The sequence below is a fragment of the Mesorhizobium sp. ORS 3428 genome, from assembly GCF_001854785.1.
Taxonomy (GTDB): Bacteria; Pseudomonadota; Alphaproteobacteria; order Rhizobiales; family Rhizobiaceae; genus Mesorhizobium.
On record NZ_MDFL01000181.1, the window covers coordinates 228,471 to 245,981 of the forward strand.

General features: G+C 62.6%; 15 protein-coding genes and 1 pseudogene. 13 read left to right on the top strand and 3 right to left on the bottom strand.

Annotated elements, in window-relative coordinates; genetic code table 11:
* Positions 1 to 20: 20 nt before the first annotated feature.
* On the bottom strand, positions 21 to 1,226 hold the full coding sequence (locus ORS3428_RS30335; protein ID WP_244508147.1) for a GlxA family transcriptional regulator: 1,206 nt from the start codon (positions 1,224 to 1,226) through the stop codon (positions 21 to 23).
* 11 nt (positions 1,227 to 1,237) lie between these two features.
* Here ORS3428_RS30335 and ORS3428_RS30340 point away from each other — a divergent pair, with 11 nt between their 5' ends.
* The 10 genes from ORS3428_RS30340 to ORS3428_RS30385 all read left to right on the top strand — a co-directional run bounded on the left by ORS3428_RS30340 (position 1,238) and on the right by ORS3428_RS30385 (position 13,301).
* Positions 1,238 to 2,170, top strand: coding sequence for an ABC transporter substrate-binding protein (locus ORS3428_RS30340; RefSeq protein ID WP_083355356.1), 933 nt, complete (start codon positions 1,238 to 1,240; stop codon positions 2,168 to 2,170).
* Positions 2,171 to 2,258: 88 nt separating this feature from the next.
* Complete coding sequence (locus ORS3428_RS30345) at positions 2,259 to 3,320, top strand: quaternary amine ABC transporter ATP-binding protein (protein WP_071101933.1); 1,062 nt, start codon at positions 2,259 to 2,261, stop codon at positions 3,318 to 3,320.
* Between the two features lie 41 nt (positions 3,321 to 3,361).
* The gene (locus ORS3428_RS30350; protein WP_172833750.1) at positions 3,362 to 5,419 is read left to right on the top strand and encodes an ABC transporter permease; all 2,058 of its coding nucleotides are present in this window, start codon (positions 3,362 to 3,364) and stop codon (positions 5,417 to 5,419) included.
* 1,204 nt (positions 5,420 to 6,623) lie between these two features.
* Positions 6,624 to 6,827, top strand: coding sequence for a hypothetical protein (locus tag ORS3428_RS30355; RefSeq protein WP_071101935.1), 204 nt, complete (start codon positions 6,624 to 6,626; stop codon positions 6,825 to 6,827).
* 749 nt (positions 6,828 to 7,576) lie between these two features.
* A complete protein-coding gene (locus ORS3428_RS30360; protein ID WP_108723220.1) occupies positions 7,577 to 8,599 on the top strand; it encodes a LacI family DNA-binding transcriptional regulator in 1,023 nt (340 codons plus the stop codon).
* Positions 8,600 to 8,637: 38 nt separating this feature from the next.
* Positions 8,638 to 9,597 (top strand): substrate-binding domain-containing protein, encoded by a 960-nt coding sequence (locus ORS3428_RS30365; protein ID WP_071101937.1) that lies wholly within the window; start codon positions 8,638 to 8,640, stop codon positions 9,595 to 9,597.
* Positions 9,594 to 10,406 carry an ATP-binding cassette domain-containing protein gene (locus ORS3428_RS30370; protein ID WP_071101938.1) on the top strand — a complete coding sequence of 271 codons (813 nt, stop codon included), beginning with the start codon at positions 9,594 to 9,596 and terminating at the stop codon, positions 10,404 to 10,406. Before ORS3428_RS30365 ends, ORS3428_RS30370 begins: the two co-directional genes overlap by 4 nt.
* Positions 10,403 to 11,416, top strand: a complete 1,014-nt coding sequence (locus ORS3428_RS30375; protein ID WP_071101939.1) for an ABC transporter permease — start codon at positions 10,403 to 10,405, stop codon at positions 11,414 to 11,416. The genes ORS3428_RS30370 and ORS3428_RS30375 overlap by 4 nt, the downstream gene beginning before the upstream one ends.
* On the top strand, positions 11,413 to 12,483 hold the full coding sequence (locus ORS3428_RS30380) for a phosphotriesterase family protein (protein WP_071101940.1): 1,071 nt from the start codon (positions 11,413 to 11,415) through the stop codon (positions 12,481 to 12,483). The genes ORS3428_RS30375 and ORS3428_RS30380 overlap by 4 nt, the downstream gene beginning before the upstream one ends.
* Before the next feature lie 44 nt (positions 12,484 to 12,527).
* The gene (locus ORS3428_RS30385) at positions 12,528 to 13,301 is read left to right on the top strand and encodes a glutamine amidotransferase (protein ID WP_071101941.1); all 774 of its coding nucleotides are present in this window, start codon (positions 12,528 to 12,530) and stop codon (positions 13,299 to 13,301) included.
* A gap of 2 nt (positions 13,302 to 13,303) precedes the next feature.
* Here the strand turns inward: ORS3428_RS30385 and ORS3428_RS30390 are convergent, their stop codons facing one another.
* Positions 13,304 to 14,203, bottom strand: a complete 900-nt coding sequence (locus ORS3428_RS30390) for a ribokinase (RefSeq protein WP_071101942.1) — start codon at positions 14,201 to 14,203, stop codon at positions 13,304 to 13,306.
* A 25-nt stretch (positions 14,204 to 14,228) separates the two neighbouring features.
* Between ORS3428_RS30390 and ORS3428_RS30395 the strand changes: the two genes are divergently transcribed.
* The 3 genes and pseudogenes from ORS3428_RS30395 to ORS3428_RS32005 form a co-directional block, all read left to right on the top strand.
* On the top strand, positions 14,229 to 15,071 hold the full coding sequence (locus ORS3428_RS30395; RefSeq protein ID WP_071101973.1) for a BtpA/SgcQ family protein: 843 nt from the start codon (positions 14,229 to 14,231) through the stop codon (positions 15,069 to 15,071).
* 3 nt (positions 15,072 to 15,074) lie between these two features.
* Positions 15,075 to 15,731, top strand: a complete 657-nt coding sequence (locus tag ORS3428_RS30400) for a TenA family protein (protein WP_071101943.1) — start codon at positions 15,075 to 15,077, stop codon at positions 15,729 to 15,731.
* Positions 15,728 to 16,072: pseudogene (locus ORS3428_RS32005) on the top strand (Zn-dependent hydrolase); the annotation flags it as partial. The gene ORS3428_RS30400 and the pseudogene ORS3428_RS32005, both read left to right, overlap by 4 nt.
* A 777-nt stretch (positions 16,073 to 16,849) precedes the next feature.
* Here ORS3428_RS32005 and ORS3428_RS33610 read toward each other — a convergent pair.
* Positions 16,850 to 17,224: a hypothetical protein gene (locus ORS3428_RS33610; protein WP_172833751.1), complete on the bottom strand. Its 375-nt coding sequence runs from the start codon at positions 17,222 to 17,224 to the stop codon at positions 16,850 to 16,852.
* Positions 17,225 to 17,511: the final 287 nt, after the last annotated feature.

Sequence of the window (17,511 nt, forward strand, 5' to 3'; positions counted from 1 at the left end):
GTGCGCGGTTCGCCGCTGGTTTATCGCTTTTCGCCAGTGTTGCCGCCGCTGTCGTCTTGCGCTTTCCGGTGCATCGGCCAAGCCCTGAACTCGAAGGGGATGCGGCCCTCGACGCGATCGGAGCGGGGCGAAAGGCCAAAACGCTCGCGATAGGCCCGGCTGAAATGGACCTGGCTCGAAAAGCCCGAGGCGATCGCTATTTCCGACATCAGCATGTCGGTCTGGGTCACCAGGCCGCGCGCGCGATCCAGGCGGATGTCACGATAATAAAGTGCCGGCGGCTTGCCGACATATTGTTTGAAAAGCCTGTCGAGCTGTCTTTGCGAAATATCCACCTTGCGGCAAAGCTCAGGAATGGTGAGCGTCTGCTCGAGATGCTGCTCCATGATGGAGATGACGTGACGGACGGTCTTGGGCGCCRTGCGCCCAAGCGGTTCCGCGTTGCCTGGGTTCTGCGAGCTTCCCGCCGGCCTCAATGTCGGATGAAAGATGTACCGGGCCGCGGCATTGGCCAGCGCGTCTCCCACGCTCGCCCGGATGAGATGCAGCGCGACATCCGCCGAGGCGATGCCGCCGCTGCAGGTGAAACGCTTTCCGTCATGGACGAAGATGTCCTCCGAAACGTCGATATCGGAGTGCAGCTCCTTCAGCGCGTCGATATGCTCGTAATRCACGGTGGCGCGTCGCCCGCTGAGCAGGCCGGCATCGGCCAGGATGAACGCGCCTGTGTCGAGCCCGCCGATGATCGAGCCGCTGCGCGCCCATCTTCTGAGCAGTGCCTGAAGGTGCGGGGTGCTTGACGTCTCAGGGGTCCAACTCGCGGAAACCAGGACGATTTCGAAGTTCTCTTCTTCGACGGAGGCCAGTTTTTCCGTTTGCACCGTCATCCCGTTGCTGGCCGCGCAGGCGCCTCCTTGGGCGGAGGCGACCACCCACCGAAAGCGGGTCAGCCCTTCGAGATAGTTCGTCGCCCGAAACGGGTCGATGAACGTCGTTGTCGCCGCCAAATTGAAGTTTGGTGTGACCACGATGAGGATTCTGATCGGTTGGCTGTTCGGGRCCACTTGTCCAAAGATCGAAAGTTGACGTCCGGATTTGTTAAGTCGCCGGTCCGCATTGTGCAACACTTCGATCACAGCAGACCGGACAAATGTCTGCTCGGGGGATGGATCGCGGCCTTCATGGGAGGAGGTCGGCATGAGAGAAGGAACCATCAACCAGAACAAGGGGAACCGACATGAAAAAGAAACTGAAAGGGGCCGGCCTCGGCCTCGCGCTGATGCTTGCCGCGACGACGGCCGGGCAAAGTGCCGATCTCGGCGCCAAGGATGAGCCGATCAAGCTCGCCATGCTCGAATGGACCGGCGCGCATGTCTCCACGCACATCGCCGGCCAGCTTTTGCAGAAGCTCGGCTACAAGGTCGAATACGTCACCGCCGGCAACTTCCCGCAATTCTCAGGATTGGCCGACGGCTCGCTCAGCGCCTCGGTCGAGATCTGGCTCAACAATGTCGGCGACATCTATCCGAAGGTGCTGGCGGCCAAGCAGATCGAGGACATCGGCAAGCTCGATTTGAAGACCCAGGAAGGCTGGATCTATCCCAAATTCATGGAGAAGGTCTGCCCCGGCCTGCCGGACTGGACGGCGCTCAGCAAGCCGGAGTGCGTCCAGGCATTGTCGACGCCCGAGACCGCGCCCAACGGCCGCTTCCTCGACTATCCGGCCGACTGGGGTTCGCGCGCGGCAACCATCCTTGCCGACAACAACATGCCCTACACCGCCGTGCCGGCGGGCTCGGAGGGCGCGCTGGTCGCCGAGCTCGAAGCCTCGGAAGCGGCCAAGACGCCGCTCATCATGATGTTCTGGGGCCCGCATTACGCGCTGGCCGAAAATGAGGTCGGCTGGATCAAGATGCCGCCCTGCAAGGAGCAGACCAACGAGCACTGCATCACCCCGCCCGATGTCGACAAGATCGTCTGGTCGGGCTTCGGCGCCAAATGGCCGGCGGCCTATGCCTTCCTCAAGGCCTTCAAGATGGACGCGACCGAGCAGCAGAAGATGATGCTGGCCGTCGACAAGCAGGGCAAGGACCTCGATGCCGTCGTCAAGGAATGGATCGACAAGAACGAGACGGTGTGGAAACCTTGGCTCGACGCCGCCAAGGGATGAAATCGGCGATGTGCCTGGCAAGGGCTGATGGTAGTGGAAGCCCGGCTCCCGCGAGGCGCGGGAGCTGGCGGTGCATGGGTGCATTCCGATGAACGCCGCTGCACGTCCGATAAAGCTTGCCTGCCRCAATGTCTGGAAGGTCTATGGCCGACAMCCGGGCTACTATTTCGACTCGCGCGGCTATGTGATCGATCCCGATAAGCTTGCCGAGCGGCTGCGCGCGGAAGCACATCTGCCCGCGGTCGTCGATGCCAGCTTCGAGGTGGCGACCGGCGAGATCTTCGTCATCATGGGCCTCTCCGGCTCCGGCAAGTCGACGCTGGTGCGCTGCCTGTCGCGGCTGGTCGAGCCGAGCGCCGGCGAAATCCTGCTCGATGGCAAGAACCTGCTTCAGGCCAGCGGCAAGGAACTCATCGAATTGCGCCGCCATGCGATGGGAATGGTGTTCCAGAATTTCGGCCTGCTGCCGCACTTGAGCGTTTTGGACAACGTCGCCTTCCCGCTGAAGATCCAGGGCAGGCCGGCGAAGGAGCGCGAAGCCCGCGCGCGAGAGATGATCACGCTCGTCGGGCTCGAAGGCCGGGAGGCCTCCTTCCCGCACCAGCTTTCCGGCGGCCAGCAGCAGCGTGTCGGCATTGCCCGCTCGCTTGCCGTCGGCCCGGAACTCTGGTTCCTCGACGAGCCGTTTTCGGCGCTCGATCCCCTGATCCGCCGGCAGATGCAGGACGAGTTCCTGCGCCTCCAGCGCATGCTGAAGAAGACCATCATCTTCATCACCCACGACATTGCCGAGGCCTTCCGCTTGGCCGACCGGCTGGCGATCATGCGCGCCGGCAAGATTGTCCAGGTCGGCCGCCCGGCCGACATCGTGCTCAATCCGGCCGACGACTATGTCGCGCAGTTCACCGAGGACATGCCGCTGCTGCGCGTCATCACGGCAGGCGATTTAGCCGCTCCCGCCAACGGCGCGGCGCTGCCCGAGCAAAGCATCGCCGCCGACACCAGCCTCGAAGCGCTGATCCCGAAGCTCGCCTCCGGCATCACCGCCTTCACCGTGCCCGGCGCCGGCGACAGACCGCCGATGCTGCTCGACGCCGGCGCGGTGCTTGCCGTGCTGGAGCGCGAGCGGGCGAGAGGCACACGGTCATGACAGCGCCGGCCGCGACATTACGGTCCTCATCGAGGTTCGCAGTGGAGCCGGCCCTCCTGCCCTGGTTCGGCCTCGCCGTGCTGACGGCGCTTTGCCTGCTGCTGAAGACGGAATTCCCCTGGCTGGTGAATTTCCCGAAGCAGTGGACGCTGCCGCTCGCCGCCTATGTCAACGCCGTGGCCAACGCCGTGGTCGCCCTCATGCAACCGGCGTTCCGCGCGCTGTCCGCGATGCTCGACGCGCCGATGCGAGGCGCGCGGCTGGCGCTTGCCTGGTTGCCCTGGCCGGCGGTGATGCTTGGCGTCGCGGCGCTTGCCATGAAGTCGAGCGGCGGCCGGCTGGCGATCTTTGCTTTGCTTGCACTGGCCTACATCCTGCTTGCCGGCTACTGGCCGCAGAGCATGAACACGCTGGCGCTCGTGCTGCTGGCGGTGCCGATCTCGACCGTGCTCGGTTTCRTGCTTGGCGTCCTCGGCCATGCCCGCCCGCGGTTCCGCCCGGCGCTGCTCGGCGCGCTTGATCTCATGCAGACGGTGCCGGCCTTTGCCTATCTCATCCCGCTCTTGCTTCTGTTCGGCTTCGGGCCGGTGGTCGGGTTGATCGCCAGCGCGATCTACGCGACGCCGCCGATGGTGCGCAACACCATGCTCGGCCTCGAACGGGTGCCGGCGGCGATCAGCGAGGCCGGCTTGATGAGCGGCTGYACCCGCCGCCAGCAATTCTGGCAGGTCGAGGTGCCGACGGCATTGCCGCAGCTTCTCGTCGGCTTCAACCAGACCACCATGGCGGCGCTGTCGATGGTCATCGTCGCCGCCATCATCGGCGGCTTCGAGGACATCGGCTGGGAGGTCCTGTCCTCGATGCGCAAGGCCGAGTTCGGCCAGAGCATCCTTTCAGGCCTGGTGATCGCGCTGCTTGCCATACTCATCGACCGCCTCACCATCGGCTTTGCTCGCGAGCCCGAGACCGGACCGACACGCACCATGCGATGGATGACGCCGCGCCGGCTGGCGATATCGCTGCTGCTGGCGCTCGGACTGGCCGTGGTCATCCGCTTTGCCGTCCCGAATGCAACGCTCCTGCCGGACACCGCGCTGCGCATGGAGATGGGCACCGTCAACCAGTGGCTGCTCGGACTCGTGCGCGACTATGCCTGGTTCTTCGACGGCATCCGCAACGCGGTTCTCTATGGCCTGCTTCTGCCGATGCGCGTCGGCATTTCCGGGGCCGCGACACCGGCCATCTGGGGCTTTGCATTCTCGCCGCCGCTGGTTGCTGCCTATTTCGGCCTGGTTCTGGTGGTGGTCGGGCTGGTGATGCGCGGCTTCGGCTGGTGGCCGGCCCTGGCAGTGCTTGCCGCCGGTTTCCTCCTTTACACCGGCTTCCTCGACCTGCCCTGGCCGATCTTCATCCTCGCCGTCGCGCTGCTTGCCRGTCAGGTTGCGGGTCTGCGGCTCGGTCTCTTCGCGCTCGCCGGCTTCGCGCTGATCCTCGTCAACGGGCTCTGGGCGGCGCTGGTGCAATCGCTTTATCTCTGCACGCTGGCGGTGTTGCTTTGCCTGTTGATCGGCGGTGCCTTGGGGGTATGGGCGGCACACAGCGACCGCGTCTCGCGCGTCCTGAAGCCGATCTGBGACGCGCTGCAGACGATGCCGCAGTTCGTCTTCCTCATTCCGGCGCTGATGTTCTTCAAGGTCGGCGAGTTCACGGCGCTGATCGCCATCATGCTCTATGCCATCGTGCCGCCGATCCGCTATGTCGAGCACGGGCTGAGGCATGTACGCGCCGATGTGGTCGAGGCGGTCGAGCAGATGGGCGCGACGCCCTTGCAGACGCTGCTTCAGGCCAAGCTGCCTTTGGCGTTGCCCGTGGTGATGCTCGGCCTCAACCAGACGATCATGGCGGCGCTGTCGATGCTGGCGATCGCGGCATTGGTCGGCACCCGCGACCTCGGCCAGCAGGTCTATGTCGCGCTGGGCAAGGCCGATGCCGGCATGGGCCTGATCGCCGGCCTGTCGATCGCCTTCCTCGCCATCCTGGCCGATCGGCTGATCCAGGCGGGCACCAGAACTCGGTTGGCTTCATCAATAGGACCTTGAAAGCCGCCACGGTGGAGCCGATAAGCGGCGCCTGCCTGCCGTTCCTGATCGCCGGCTTCCTGCCTACCATCAGGTCGTGCAAGTCAGCGGGAGCGCACTGGACGAACTGTCGGTCGCGAGAATCTTTGCGAGCCATAGAGCGGACCAGCCGACAGAGCGTTGTCGCACACGTCTGTAACTCGGTCGGTCGAGCGACACTCTGATTTGGCTTAGCTTATGATCTTGTTGGCTTGACAGAAAGATGGCGCCAGAGGCGGAATCCAAGTCGGYGAAATCTACCTTTGTTTAGAGATAGTTGACCAATGCCCAGTGGCAATTCTAGCCAACCAAAATACGAACAAAATATTTCTGTGGATTGGTTCGGTTCCCCGGATGCTCAATCGCATTGCACTTGAAAGTTACCGCAGAAGGCTACTGGTGCTGCTGAGCTTCCCGTTGACAATCCTCTCGATCGAGTTCCATCGAGCGGGGGGGCGAGTCGGAGGAAGGGTGCCGCCAACACGGTGCTATACTGCGTTCGTCTGCCGAGGGAATCTTCTAAGCTAGGTCTGTGACATCATCGACTATTGGCCGCCGCGCGCCGGACGCCTCGCCCATTTAGCGCAGCTATTATCCCCCGCCGGCTCGTGCCGCTGCCCTTTGTAGGCAAGCTATAATAGGTAACACAATTTGGGCAAACTGCTTGCCGCCTCGACCCGGGGCAGGCGACCGGTCGCAGTTGCATCGTTAGCATTTCGTGAAATTACCCAGCTTTCGACACACTGCTTCTAGGCTGCCAATGATCGTGTCTCAGCCAATGGGGTGTGGCGTGCAGCATGAATGCTCGGTGTCGGCACCGAGTCCTTGCGACGATGATCGGTACGCTGGGCCATTAGGTCGGCAATAACCGCGATATCGCTCGACAGGCGATCAAGCTCGGTCACGACGAACGGACATTGCTGCCGGCAAGCGCTAGCCGGTTGAGGTCTTGGATCGAGAGCATGTGCGAACCTAGACGGATAGTGTGGTGGGCGCCGCACTTCGCCAAAGCTGAGTGTCTCAGGCTATTCCGATGGCTCCGATCCTTGAACCCGTTTTTCCACCTACCGCAAACAGATGAGCCGTCGTCATCCAATCGATGATGAAGCCCATCATGGACCGATGCTACTTAACGGGCGGTAACCCGGTTTGCGGCCCAAGAGCCAGTTGGCTTCAGAGGTTAGGCATGAGCAAGACTACACTCATTACCGTCGCCATCCTCGCAATCAGCATCGGCTATGCCGAAGCCAAGGGCCGTAAGGTCCCGCCGGTTTGYATGGCGTCAAGCCCGCTGTTCGAGGTCCTGGGTGGCAAGTGTTTTCTCGTCAAAGGCTCGATGATCTACGGCGACATCGCCGATCTCTCGCAGATAGTCCACTTGGGCTGGTAACCAGGGGCACATCGGCCCTTAGGTGCTAATCCTCCTCAGTCTGACGCCAACACCGCCACCATCCTCGGGATGAATTCCGCCGACTGACCACGGCCGGCGCGTGGTTTCGCGGAGTCATCAGCCGGTGGATCGTCCCATGACCTTATTTTGTCCGAACTCCCAGCGAGCCGATGATGGTGGCTTAGCCGCCGTTATGCGTAAGGGGAGGTTGGGCACGAAATTAGCGCCGCTCTGTTAGGAATAATCGTCGAACGGTCCACTCGCTCTGCGTCAACGGCACGCGCCTGCTGGCAGTCGGGGATCTAATGATCTTGCAGGATAGTTGAGACGAAACGTGAAGGGGATCCGACAATAATGGCAGCGCTGGAGCAAATGCCGAGGTGACGCTGCGGCTAGGCTGCTTTCCGCGACGTCGCCAGGACGAGACGTCGCCTTATCCAAAGGAGCTTTCTTTGTCGGGCATAAAGAGTTCGCTGCTTCGCTATCTCAAACAAACGGGTCTGGTCGAGAACGCACCAGACCTGGTCGCTCGGGTTGCATATAGACCTTCGCGGTCACCAACATTGCSCCCTGGCGGCATTGGGCGACAAGACGTGCGTGACGATTCTGCTGCCGATATTGGCCTAGGGTAGGACGCGCCCGGGGCCGCTATTCAAGGATCAATCGCGAGGCTTGACAAAGCTTGCCTCTTAACGGACAGTAAAGCGCTTTAGTAAAGCGCTTTACAAGATGCCAGCATGGGGAACGGCATGAGCGACAAAGCCGCCAGCCTGAAGGACGTCGCCGGAGCGGCCGGCGTTTCCGTGGCGACCGTCTCGCGCCTGCTCAACGGCTCGCTCTCTCTTCCCGAAGAGACACGCAAGCGCATCGAGGACGCAATCCGTGACCTCAACTATCGGCCCAACCCGCATGCGCGTCGCCTCAGCCGCGGCCGCTCGGACACGATCGRCCTGGTCGTTCCCGACATCGCCAATCCGTTCTTCGCCACCTTGGTTGCAGCGGTCGAGGCGGAAGYCGACAGCCGCAACCTCGCAGTCTCGCTCTTCGCCACGCTCAATCGTACCGGCCGCGAGGTGGCTTATCTGGAGCTGATCGAGCGCAAACATGTGGACGGGCTGATCTTCGTCACCAACCATGCCGACGACGGCCAGCTCGCTACTCACATCAACAGGGTCGGAAAGGTCGTCATCGCCGACGAGGACGTGCCGGGTGCGGATGTGCCGAAACTGTTCTGCGACAACGAACAGGGCGGGTACCTCGCCGGCCACCACCTCGCCGCGCACGGGCATCGCGAAGTGCTGTTCGTCGGCAGCCAGCAGGAGATGATCAGCGGCCGCCGTCGCTTCGACGGCCTGCGGCGTGCGCTCCGCGAGCATTGGGGCGAGGACATCGTGCCGGCGAGCTATCGCGGGAACTATACGATCGAGTTCGGACGTGAGGCCGCCCGCCGCTTCATCACCGAGGGCATGCCGAGCACCGCGATCYTCGCCTCATCGGACGAGATCACCATCGGCATGATCGAGGTCTTTCGGGCGGAGGGCGTCTCGGTTCCCGGTCAGGTCTCCATCGTTGGGTTCGACGATGTCRCGCCCTTCCACCTGTTCGCGCCGTCAGTTACGGCCGTGCGCCAGCCCGTTCGGGACATCGGCAGACGGTCGCTGGCGTTGCTTCTCGAAACGAACTGGCAGGATCTCGCGTCGCCGGCGCCGCAGGAACTGATGCCAGTCGAGATCGTGGTGCGGGATTCCGTTGCCCCGCCCGCGAAACGTTAAGCCGGCAATGGAAGAAAACTTCACAGAGGAGAAACGAAATGACTTGGACTACAACACGCAGAACCTTCGCCGCGGCCCTCGGCTTCACCGCACTTGGCATTTTTGCCGGCGCGGTTTCGCCCGCCGTCGCGCAAGACCAGAAGACCTACGCTCTGGTGCAGATCAACCAGCAGGCCCTGTTCTTTAACCAGATCAACCAAGGCGCACAGAAGGCTGCGGACGCCGCCGGCGCCAAGCTCGTAATCTTCAACGCCAACAACGACGCTGCCGCCCAGAACAGCGCCATCGAGACCTACATTCAACAGAAGGTAAACGGGCTGATCGTCGTGGCCATCGACGTCAACGGCATCATGGCGGCGGTCAATCAGGCGGCGGACGCCAAGATCCCGGTGGTGGCGATCGACGCTATCCTGCCTAAGGGTCCGCAGAAAGCGCAGATCGGTGTCGACAACGCCAAGGCCGGTGCCGACATGGGTGCGCATTTCCTCGACTATGTTAAGGCCAATATGGGCGGCAAGGCCAAGATCGRCATCGTCGGCGCCCTCAACTCATACATCCAGAATGTGCGCCAGAAAGGCTTCCAGGATGCCATCAAGGGCAAGGACGGCATCGAAACGATAGCTGTGGTCGACGGCCAGAACGTGCAAGACACCGCGCTTGCCGCCGCCGAAAATCTGATCACCGGCAATCCCGACATGAATGYCATCTACGCCACCGGCGAACCGGCGCTGCTGGGAGCCATCGCTGCCGTGGAGAGCCAGGGCAAGCAGGATCAGATCAAGATCTTCGGCTGGGACCTGACCGCGCAGGCGATCTCGGGCATCGACAAGGGCTACGTCACGGCCGTCGTGCAGCAGGATCCTGCCGGGATGGGAGAGGCCGCCGTAAAAGCGCTCGACACCATCACCAAGGGCGGCAGTGTGGACAAGAACGTCGCAGTGCCAGTGACCATCGTCACCAAGGACAATGTCGAGCCATACCGGGCCGTCTTCAAATGACCGAAAACCAGGCCGTAATGTCTGCCGCCGCCGGGGGGACTTCCCCCCGGCCTGCCGGCGGGCACGCCGACGGCGCGACGCCACGCGTTTCACTGCGCGGCATCGTCAAGACCTTCGGCTCGCACCAGGCGCTCCGCGGCGTCGATCTCGACATCTATCCGGGTGAATGTCTCGGTCTCGTCGGCGACAACGCCGCGGGCAAGTCGACGCTGACCAAGATCATATCCGGCACCTACATTCCCGATGGCGGCACCATCACGATCGAAGGTCGGCCGGTGGTACTCTCCGGCCCGGCAGACGCGCGTGCCCGAAACATCGAGATGGTGTTTCAGGACCTTTCCCTGTGCGATCATATCGACGTGATTGGCAATCTCTTCCTTGGGCGAGAGCGCACCAAGGGGCCATTCCTCGACCACCAGGCCATGCTCGAAGGTGCACGCCACATGCTGGAGGCTCTTGAGATCCGCATTCCCCGCCTCACCGCCAAGGTCGAGAAGCTGTCTGGCGGCCAGCGGCAGGCCATCGCCATCGCCCGCGCTGCTGCGTTCAATCCGAAGGTGCTAATCATGGACGAGCCCACCTCGGCGCTCGCGGTGGCGGAAGTCGAAGCAGTGCTGACGCTGATCAATCGCGTCAAGGCGCGCGGCGTTTCGGTCATCCTCATCACCCATCGCCTTCAGGACCTGTTTCGCGTCTGCGACCGCATCGCCGTCATGTATGAAGGCACCAAGGTGGCCGAGCGCCGCATCGGGGAAACCGACCTCGAAGACATCGTCAAGCTCATCGTCGGAGAAGGCGCACAGCAATGACCCTCTACACCGAAAGGGCGAAGGGCTCGCCATGGGCAGACTTCCTGGCTGAAAACGCTCAGATACTCTCCATCGCGATCTTTTTCTTCGCGTRCATCGCCTTCTTTACCGTTGGCACGAACACCTTCTTCACCATCGGCAACATTCTGAACATCTTGCGACAGGCAGCCCCCATCCTGATCGTCGCCGTGGCGATGACGTTCGTCATCATCACAGCCGGCATTGACCTGTCAGTCGGCTCGCAGGTGGCATTGGTCAATGCGCTGGCTGCCATCCTGATGGCTGCAGGCCTGCCATGGCCTGCCACCGTTCTGGCCATGCTGGCCCTCGGCGTGCTGACGGGGCTAGGCCAAGGCTGGTTCGTARCCTATCAGGACGTGCCAGCCTTCATCGTCACGCTCGCCGGCCTTTCCATCCTGCGCGGACTGRCACTTTACCTCACCCAGGGCTATTCGATCCCGATTGAGAACGCTCCGGGCTTCCTCATGCTGGGCCGCGGCGAAATCGTCAGTATCCCCATTCCGGCGCTCATCGCCGTGGTCGTCGCCATTGTCGGCTATGTCACGATCCGCTCGACCCGCTATGGCCGGCAGGTGGTGGCCGTCGGCTCCAATATGGAGGCCGCGCGTCGCGTCGGCATGCCAGCGCGCTGGGTCATCGCCTCGGTCTACATGATCTCGGGCATTTCCTGTGCCGTCGCTGGCCTTCTCATCGCCGCTCGTCTTGGCTCGGGCTCATCCAACGCGGCTGTCGGGTTCGAACTGCAAGTGATCGCAGCTGTTGTCCTCGGCGGCACTTCGCTGATGGGCGGGCGCGGCACCATCCTCGGTACCCTGCTCGGCACACTAACGATCGCCGTGATAGGCAACGGCCTCATCCTAATGCACATCTCGCCCTTCTTCACCCAGATCGTCACCGGCGCCATCATCCTGATCGCCATCTGGCTGAACACCCGCATCTTCAATGCCAAGTTCCGTCTGCCGGGGAAAGCGGGAGGCAACGCGAAATGACGGYGACCCCGCTCTCCGAGGCACATGTCCGCTCAGGCAAGGTGATGACGGTGGCCGGGCCGGTCGCCGCCTCCGATCTCGGCCTGACGCTCATGCACGAGCACGTGCTGAACGATTGTCTGTGCTGGTGGCATAGGCCGAAGGAGCCCGAGCGGCAATATCTGGCTGGTGGCTTCGTGTGCATGGAGATCCTTTCGGAGCTTCGGCAGGACCCCTTCGTCAACCGCCACAACATCACGYTGGACGACGAGGCGCTGGCGGTGACGGAACTGAAGCAGTTCGCCTCCGTCGGCGGGCRCACGCTGGTCGAACCCACTTGCCAGGGCATTGGCCGCGATCCGCGGGCCTTGCGCCGAATCTCGGCGGCGAGCGGGCTCAACATCGTCATGGGCGCCGGCTACTATCTCGCATCCTCCCATCCGGCCAAGGTAGCGTCGATGTCGGCGGACGACATCGCCGCCGAGATCGTACGCGAGGCGGTGGACGGCGTTGAGGGCACCGACGTCAGGATCGGGCTTATCGGCGAGATCGGTGTCTCCGCCGACTTCACAAAGAGCGAAGAGAAGTCCCTGCGTGGGGCCGCCCGCGCCCAGCGGCTGACCGGGCTGCCGCTGATGGTGCATCTGCCCGGCTGGTTCCGCTTTGGCCACAAGGTGCTCGACATCGTTGAGGGGGAGGGAGYGGACCTGCGCCACACGGTGCTATGCCACATGAACCCGTCGCACGACGATTTCGCCTATCAATCATCATTGGCCGCGCGCGGCGCCTTCATCGAATATGATATGGTCGGCATGGACTTCTTCTATGCCGACCAGCAGGTTCAGTGCCCTAGCGACGACGAGGCGGCGCGCGGCATCGTGCGCTTGACCGATGCCGGCTATCTGGACCGCGTCCTCGTTTCGCATGACGTGTTCCTCAAGATGATGCTCACCCATTATGGCGGCAACGGCTATGCCTACGTGCCGAAGCACTTCCTGCCGCGCCTGAGGCGACACGGCGTGGCGGAGGCCGCGCTCAAGCGGCTCATGCATGACAATCCGCGCTCGGTCTTCGACGCGACGGCCTGATGTTGGAAGGCCCAATTTCTCAAAGACAGAAAGCGAAAGACGACATGACAAAGAAGGTTCTCCTCGTCGGCGAAAGCTGGGTAAGTTCGGCCACCCACTACAAGGGTTTCGATCAGTTCGGTTCCGTGACCTTCCATCTCGGCGCCGAGCCGCTGGTGAAGGCCCTCGAKGGCTCAGAGTATGAACTGACCTACATGCCGGCCCATGAAGCGGTGGAGAAGCTGCCCTTCGACATGGCGGGACTCGAGGTCTACGACACCATCATCCTGTCCGACATCGGGGCGAACTCACTGCTTCTGCCGCCGGAGGTGTGGCTGCATTCGCGCACCGTGCCGAACCGGCTGAAACTGCTCAAGGCCTKGGTGGAAAAGGGCGGTGGCCTGCTTATGGTCGGCGGCTACTTCTCTTTCCAGGGCATCGACGGAAAGGCCCGCTGGCGCCGCACGCCGGTGGAGGACACGCTGCCCGTCACCTGCCTGCCCTATGACGACCGCGTCGAGATACCCGAAGGCACGGTGGCGGAAATTGTCGCCAAGGATCATCCGGTGATGGCGGGGCTGACCAGCCAGGCTTGGCCGCCCCTGCTTGGCGTCAACGAGGTTGAACTTCGCCCGGGTGTCAACGTCGAACTGGTCGCGCGTCTGCCGCAGGACCAGGGTGGCTTCCCGCTACTTGTGGTTGGCAGCCATGGCAAGGGCCGTACGGCGGCCTGGACGTCCGACATCGGTCCGCACTGGCTGTCGCCGGCCTTCTGTGCCTGGGAGGGCTACGGCAGGCTGTGGAAGAACATCCTCGGCTGGCTGACGGCCGAGCGCTGACCTCACAGTTGCGCCAGGATCGCGCTCATCTCCTCGATGCTCGGAAAGGCGCCCAACGTGCCTTTCCGCGACACCGTGAGCGCGCTCGCGCGCGCCGCATGGATGAGCGCCAGTTCGTCAAGGCGGGTGCCGCGCAGGAACGCGGAGGCCAGAGCCGAGCCCATGAACGTGTCGCCCGCTCYGGTGGTGTCCACGACCTTGGTTGGTGCCGCTGCCACCCGCAACAGAGCACCGCCGCCGCTGAGGAGGGCGCCCTCCGCGCCGAGCGTCAGCACCACGTCGCGAACGCCTCGCGCATGCAGCACGGCGGCGGCCGCTTCGCCCGAGGCGCCGGTCAGCGCCAGAGCCTCGCCGGCATTGAGGAAGGCGATGTCCACCAGCGCCCACAAATCTTGGAAGGACGGTCTGAGCGGCGACGGATTGAAGGCCGTGACCATGCCGCGCCGGCGCCCTTCGCTGAGCAGCGCCTCGGTGGTCGCTCCGCTAAGATTGCCCTGGAAGACTGCGAGGTCGCCCGGTCGTGCCTCGCGGATGGCAGGCAGCGCGTCCTCGGGCCGAAGGTTCTCGGCAGCGTCCGTCGTGGTGACGATGGCGTTCTCCCCGTCGGGTGTCGTGAATATGATGGAGAAGTCACTGCTTCGGCCCTCCTGTCGCGGGAGCAGGCGTTCGACCGGCTCGGCGGCGAGCCGTTCGGCGATGCTCTGGGCACGGAAGTCCACTCCCACAGGTGCGATGAGAGTGGTGCCAAGGCCGCAGCGGGCCATGACCACCGCTTGGTTTGCGCCCTTGCCGCCGAGGTCGCTGGAGCTGTGGCTGCCGAAGATCGAGGCACCGGCCAAGGGCCACTGGTCGACCCGGATGATCTCGTCCACCGCCACATTGCCTATGACATAAGCGTGCATGAACACTCTTCCGAAGGACTCTAAGATGCAGCAAATCTCRGACAATCCCGCCAGCGCCATAAGGGAAATATTCGGGCGCGACAAGGCGCTGATCGGCATGATCCATTGCCCTGCCTTCCCCGGCGCCCCCCGTTATCGCGGCGCCGACATGAACTCCATCTACGATGCCTGCATGCGCGACGCCGAAGCCCTCATCGAGGGTGGGATGCATGGCCTGATCATCGAGAATCATGGCGACGTGCCATTTTCCAAGCCCGAGGACATCGGCTATGAGACGGCAGCCTTCATGTCGGTGGTCACAAACCGCATCGCGCGCGCCCTCGGCGTACCGCTCGGCGTCAATGTGCTGGCCAATGCGCCGATGCCGGCCTTCGCCATCGCCCTGGCCGGCGGYGCGAAGTTCATCCGCGTCAACCAGTGGGCGAACGCCTATGTCGCCAACGAGGGCTTCATTGAGGGCCGCGCGGCGGAGGCCATGCGTTATCGTTCGGCTCTAAGGGCCGAGCACATCAAGGTCTTTGCCGACAGCCACGTCAAGCACGGCAGCCATGCCATCGTCGCCGATCGCTCCATCGTCGAGCTGACGCGAGACCTCGCCTTCTTCGATGCCGACGGCGTCATCGCCACCGGCCAGCGCACCGGCAACGCCGCGACCATCGAGGAGATCGAGGAGATCGCCGCCGCCACGCATCTGCCGCTGCTGGTCGGCTCCGGCGTCGACAAGACTAATGTCGTGGAGATCCTCAAGCGCACCAGCGGCGTCATCGTYGCCTCATCGCTGAAGGCGGGCGGCGTGTGGTGGAACCCGGTCGACATCGAGCGCGTGCGCGCCTTCCGCGCCGCTGCCGAGCCTGCTTTGGGAGCTTGACGGATGGCTGTCGAGTCGCTGTCGGAGCGCATCCTGCGCGAAAACGCGGCCATCTTCGAAGCCATGGTTCGCCATCGCTTCACGACCGACATCGAGGCGGGCCATCTGCCGGACGACGTGTTCGACCGCTACCTTGTCTATGAGGGCGCCTTCGTGGACACGGCCATCTCCATCTTCGCGCTTGCCACCGCCAAGGCCGGCAGCATCGAACAGAAGCGCTGGCTGATCGGTGTGCTGGACGAGCTGGCCAACCAGCAGATCAGCTATTTCGAACGGACATTGACGGCCCGCGCCATCGATCCTGCCGCCTTCAATCTGGCCGAGCCGCGTGTCGAGGCGTTCTGTGCCGGCATGCTGGACATTGCGGAGAAGGGGGGATTCCCCGACATCATCGTTGCTATGTTTGYGGCGGAATGGATGTACTGGACGTGGTCGAAGYGCGTCGCGGCTGCAGCCATCGCCGATCCGCTGCTCAACGAATGGGTAGCCATGCACGCCGACGACACCTTCGBGAGGCAGGCTGAATGGCTGAGGCAGCAGTTGGACGCAGCGGATGCCGGGCTCGACGAGGCCGATCGCGCGCGGCTCAGCCGCGTCTTCGGTCGCGTGCAGGCGCTCGAAATCGCCTTTCACGACGCCGCCCACAGAGATGGAGCATGAGCGAGCCTCGGATAGACGCAGAGCGCTTCCTCGGCCCCCTCGACGCTTTCGTCCGGATCGGCGCCACGCCCAAGGGAGGCGGCAACCGGCAGGCACTTTCGCCGGAAGATCGGCGCGCCCGAGGCCTTCTGGCGGAGCTTGGTCGGGCACGAGGTTTCGGCATTGGTCAGGACGCCATCGCCAATCTGTTCATTCGGCGCGAAGGCAAGGACAATTCAAGGCCGCCCTTCCTGATCGGCAGCCATCTCGACAGCCAGCTGACTGGCGGCCGCTTCGACGGCGCGCTCGGCACGCTCGCTGCCTTCGAGGTGCTGGAGGCGTTGGAAGATGCAAGCGTCGAAAGGCAACATTTTCATACTTGCCGGGGGGTAAGTGAATTCCGTCACGCCTATAATGTCTGGGGTGGACGGTGGCGTCCTGTGCTTGACGCTGCTGACACAGTATTTGCGCCAGCCCGCAGACCTGAAGCCATCCGCCACGATCTCGGTCTCTGCGAACGGGTTGCCGATCGCGTTGACATTGTCAGGGCGGCGAAACGGCGAAGTTGAAGGCCCGGATCGTGCAGTCCACGCCGAGCCGACTGGACCGGCTGCCGCTGCGATCCGATAGGAAAGCGGTTATCTGGTAGGACGACTGAGACTAACTTATGCGTTGCCGAGCGCAGACTTGCCAGTAGCCGAATTGGTCCCCCATGTGGATAGGCACCAGATAGCCCGGCATTATTCTGTATTAGCGGACGGTGAAGAAACCGCTCGCGCGCGCTGCATCGAAGCAGAGTTTACTGGGTCGAGGGCCTTTTAACGCGGCCATAAAGGCGGCGTAGCCACGGTTATACTCTTTGGTGCCTTGGTACTTGAAAAAGTTATTCATCGAGGAATACACGGCCCTAACGGGACATGAAAAAAACGCCGCCATTATGTACCCGCCTTCGTACGCAGCGGATTTAGCGCCAGCGTTCGGTGACACAGGCGAACTAAGGATGAGTGCTATTGTCGGAGCAAGCGCTCGAATAGTGCGACCGACTTTCATTTTCCCCACTCACCTAATCAGACGCTGTATCAAACCGAACATTTCGGAAAAGCGTCCGGCCGCGATATGATTTGGCCCAAGGCAGATATCTACCGGTAGCTGTCTGGATCCTTGGCCTTCTCGGACCGGCAATCAACCTTACTCAGAGCAGCCTTGCGGTAAGCGCCTTCAAACACGCGAATAGCCCTCTCGAACTTGGCCCGATCAGGCGCCAAGTGTTTATCTAGCCCGTGGTACAAAAGGATTGAGACAGCCATCATGGCTTTTCCACTTTCGCTTGGTCTCAGCGCCGGGCACTTTTTCAATACGCCGTAGATGTTACCTGAAATTGTTGCAGCCCGATGCAATTTGCCATCTGCCATACGTGCCAGGTAATTGATGTTTTGCTGCTCTCCCTGCTCGGCTGAAGCAGTCGATATTGTGAAGCAGACTCCTGCGATCACCGCTACCAAAATGCGGCTCAAACGTTCCCCCTCTTCTTGCAGTCAACTCGTCCCTACTAACCATCCGTTATCATAGGTTAGCCTGAGATTCAAAAGCTCGCCAACCGACGCCGGCGGGCATTACCACTAAAGCTCAGTTGTGGCTCTCAAACCGATGGACGAACAGTTTTTTGGGCGACAATTTCATTTCTCCTCTGGCGCCAGCATCTCCTATTCGTTGACTAAGGCACCGATGGTTCTGGAAGAGCTGAAGCATTGGCCGGCCGAGATGCGGAAACGGTCGAGCATCTTATCCGAGGACGACGCCC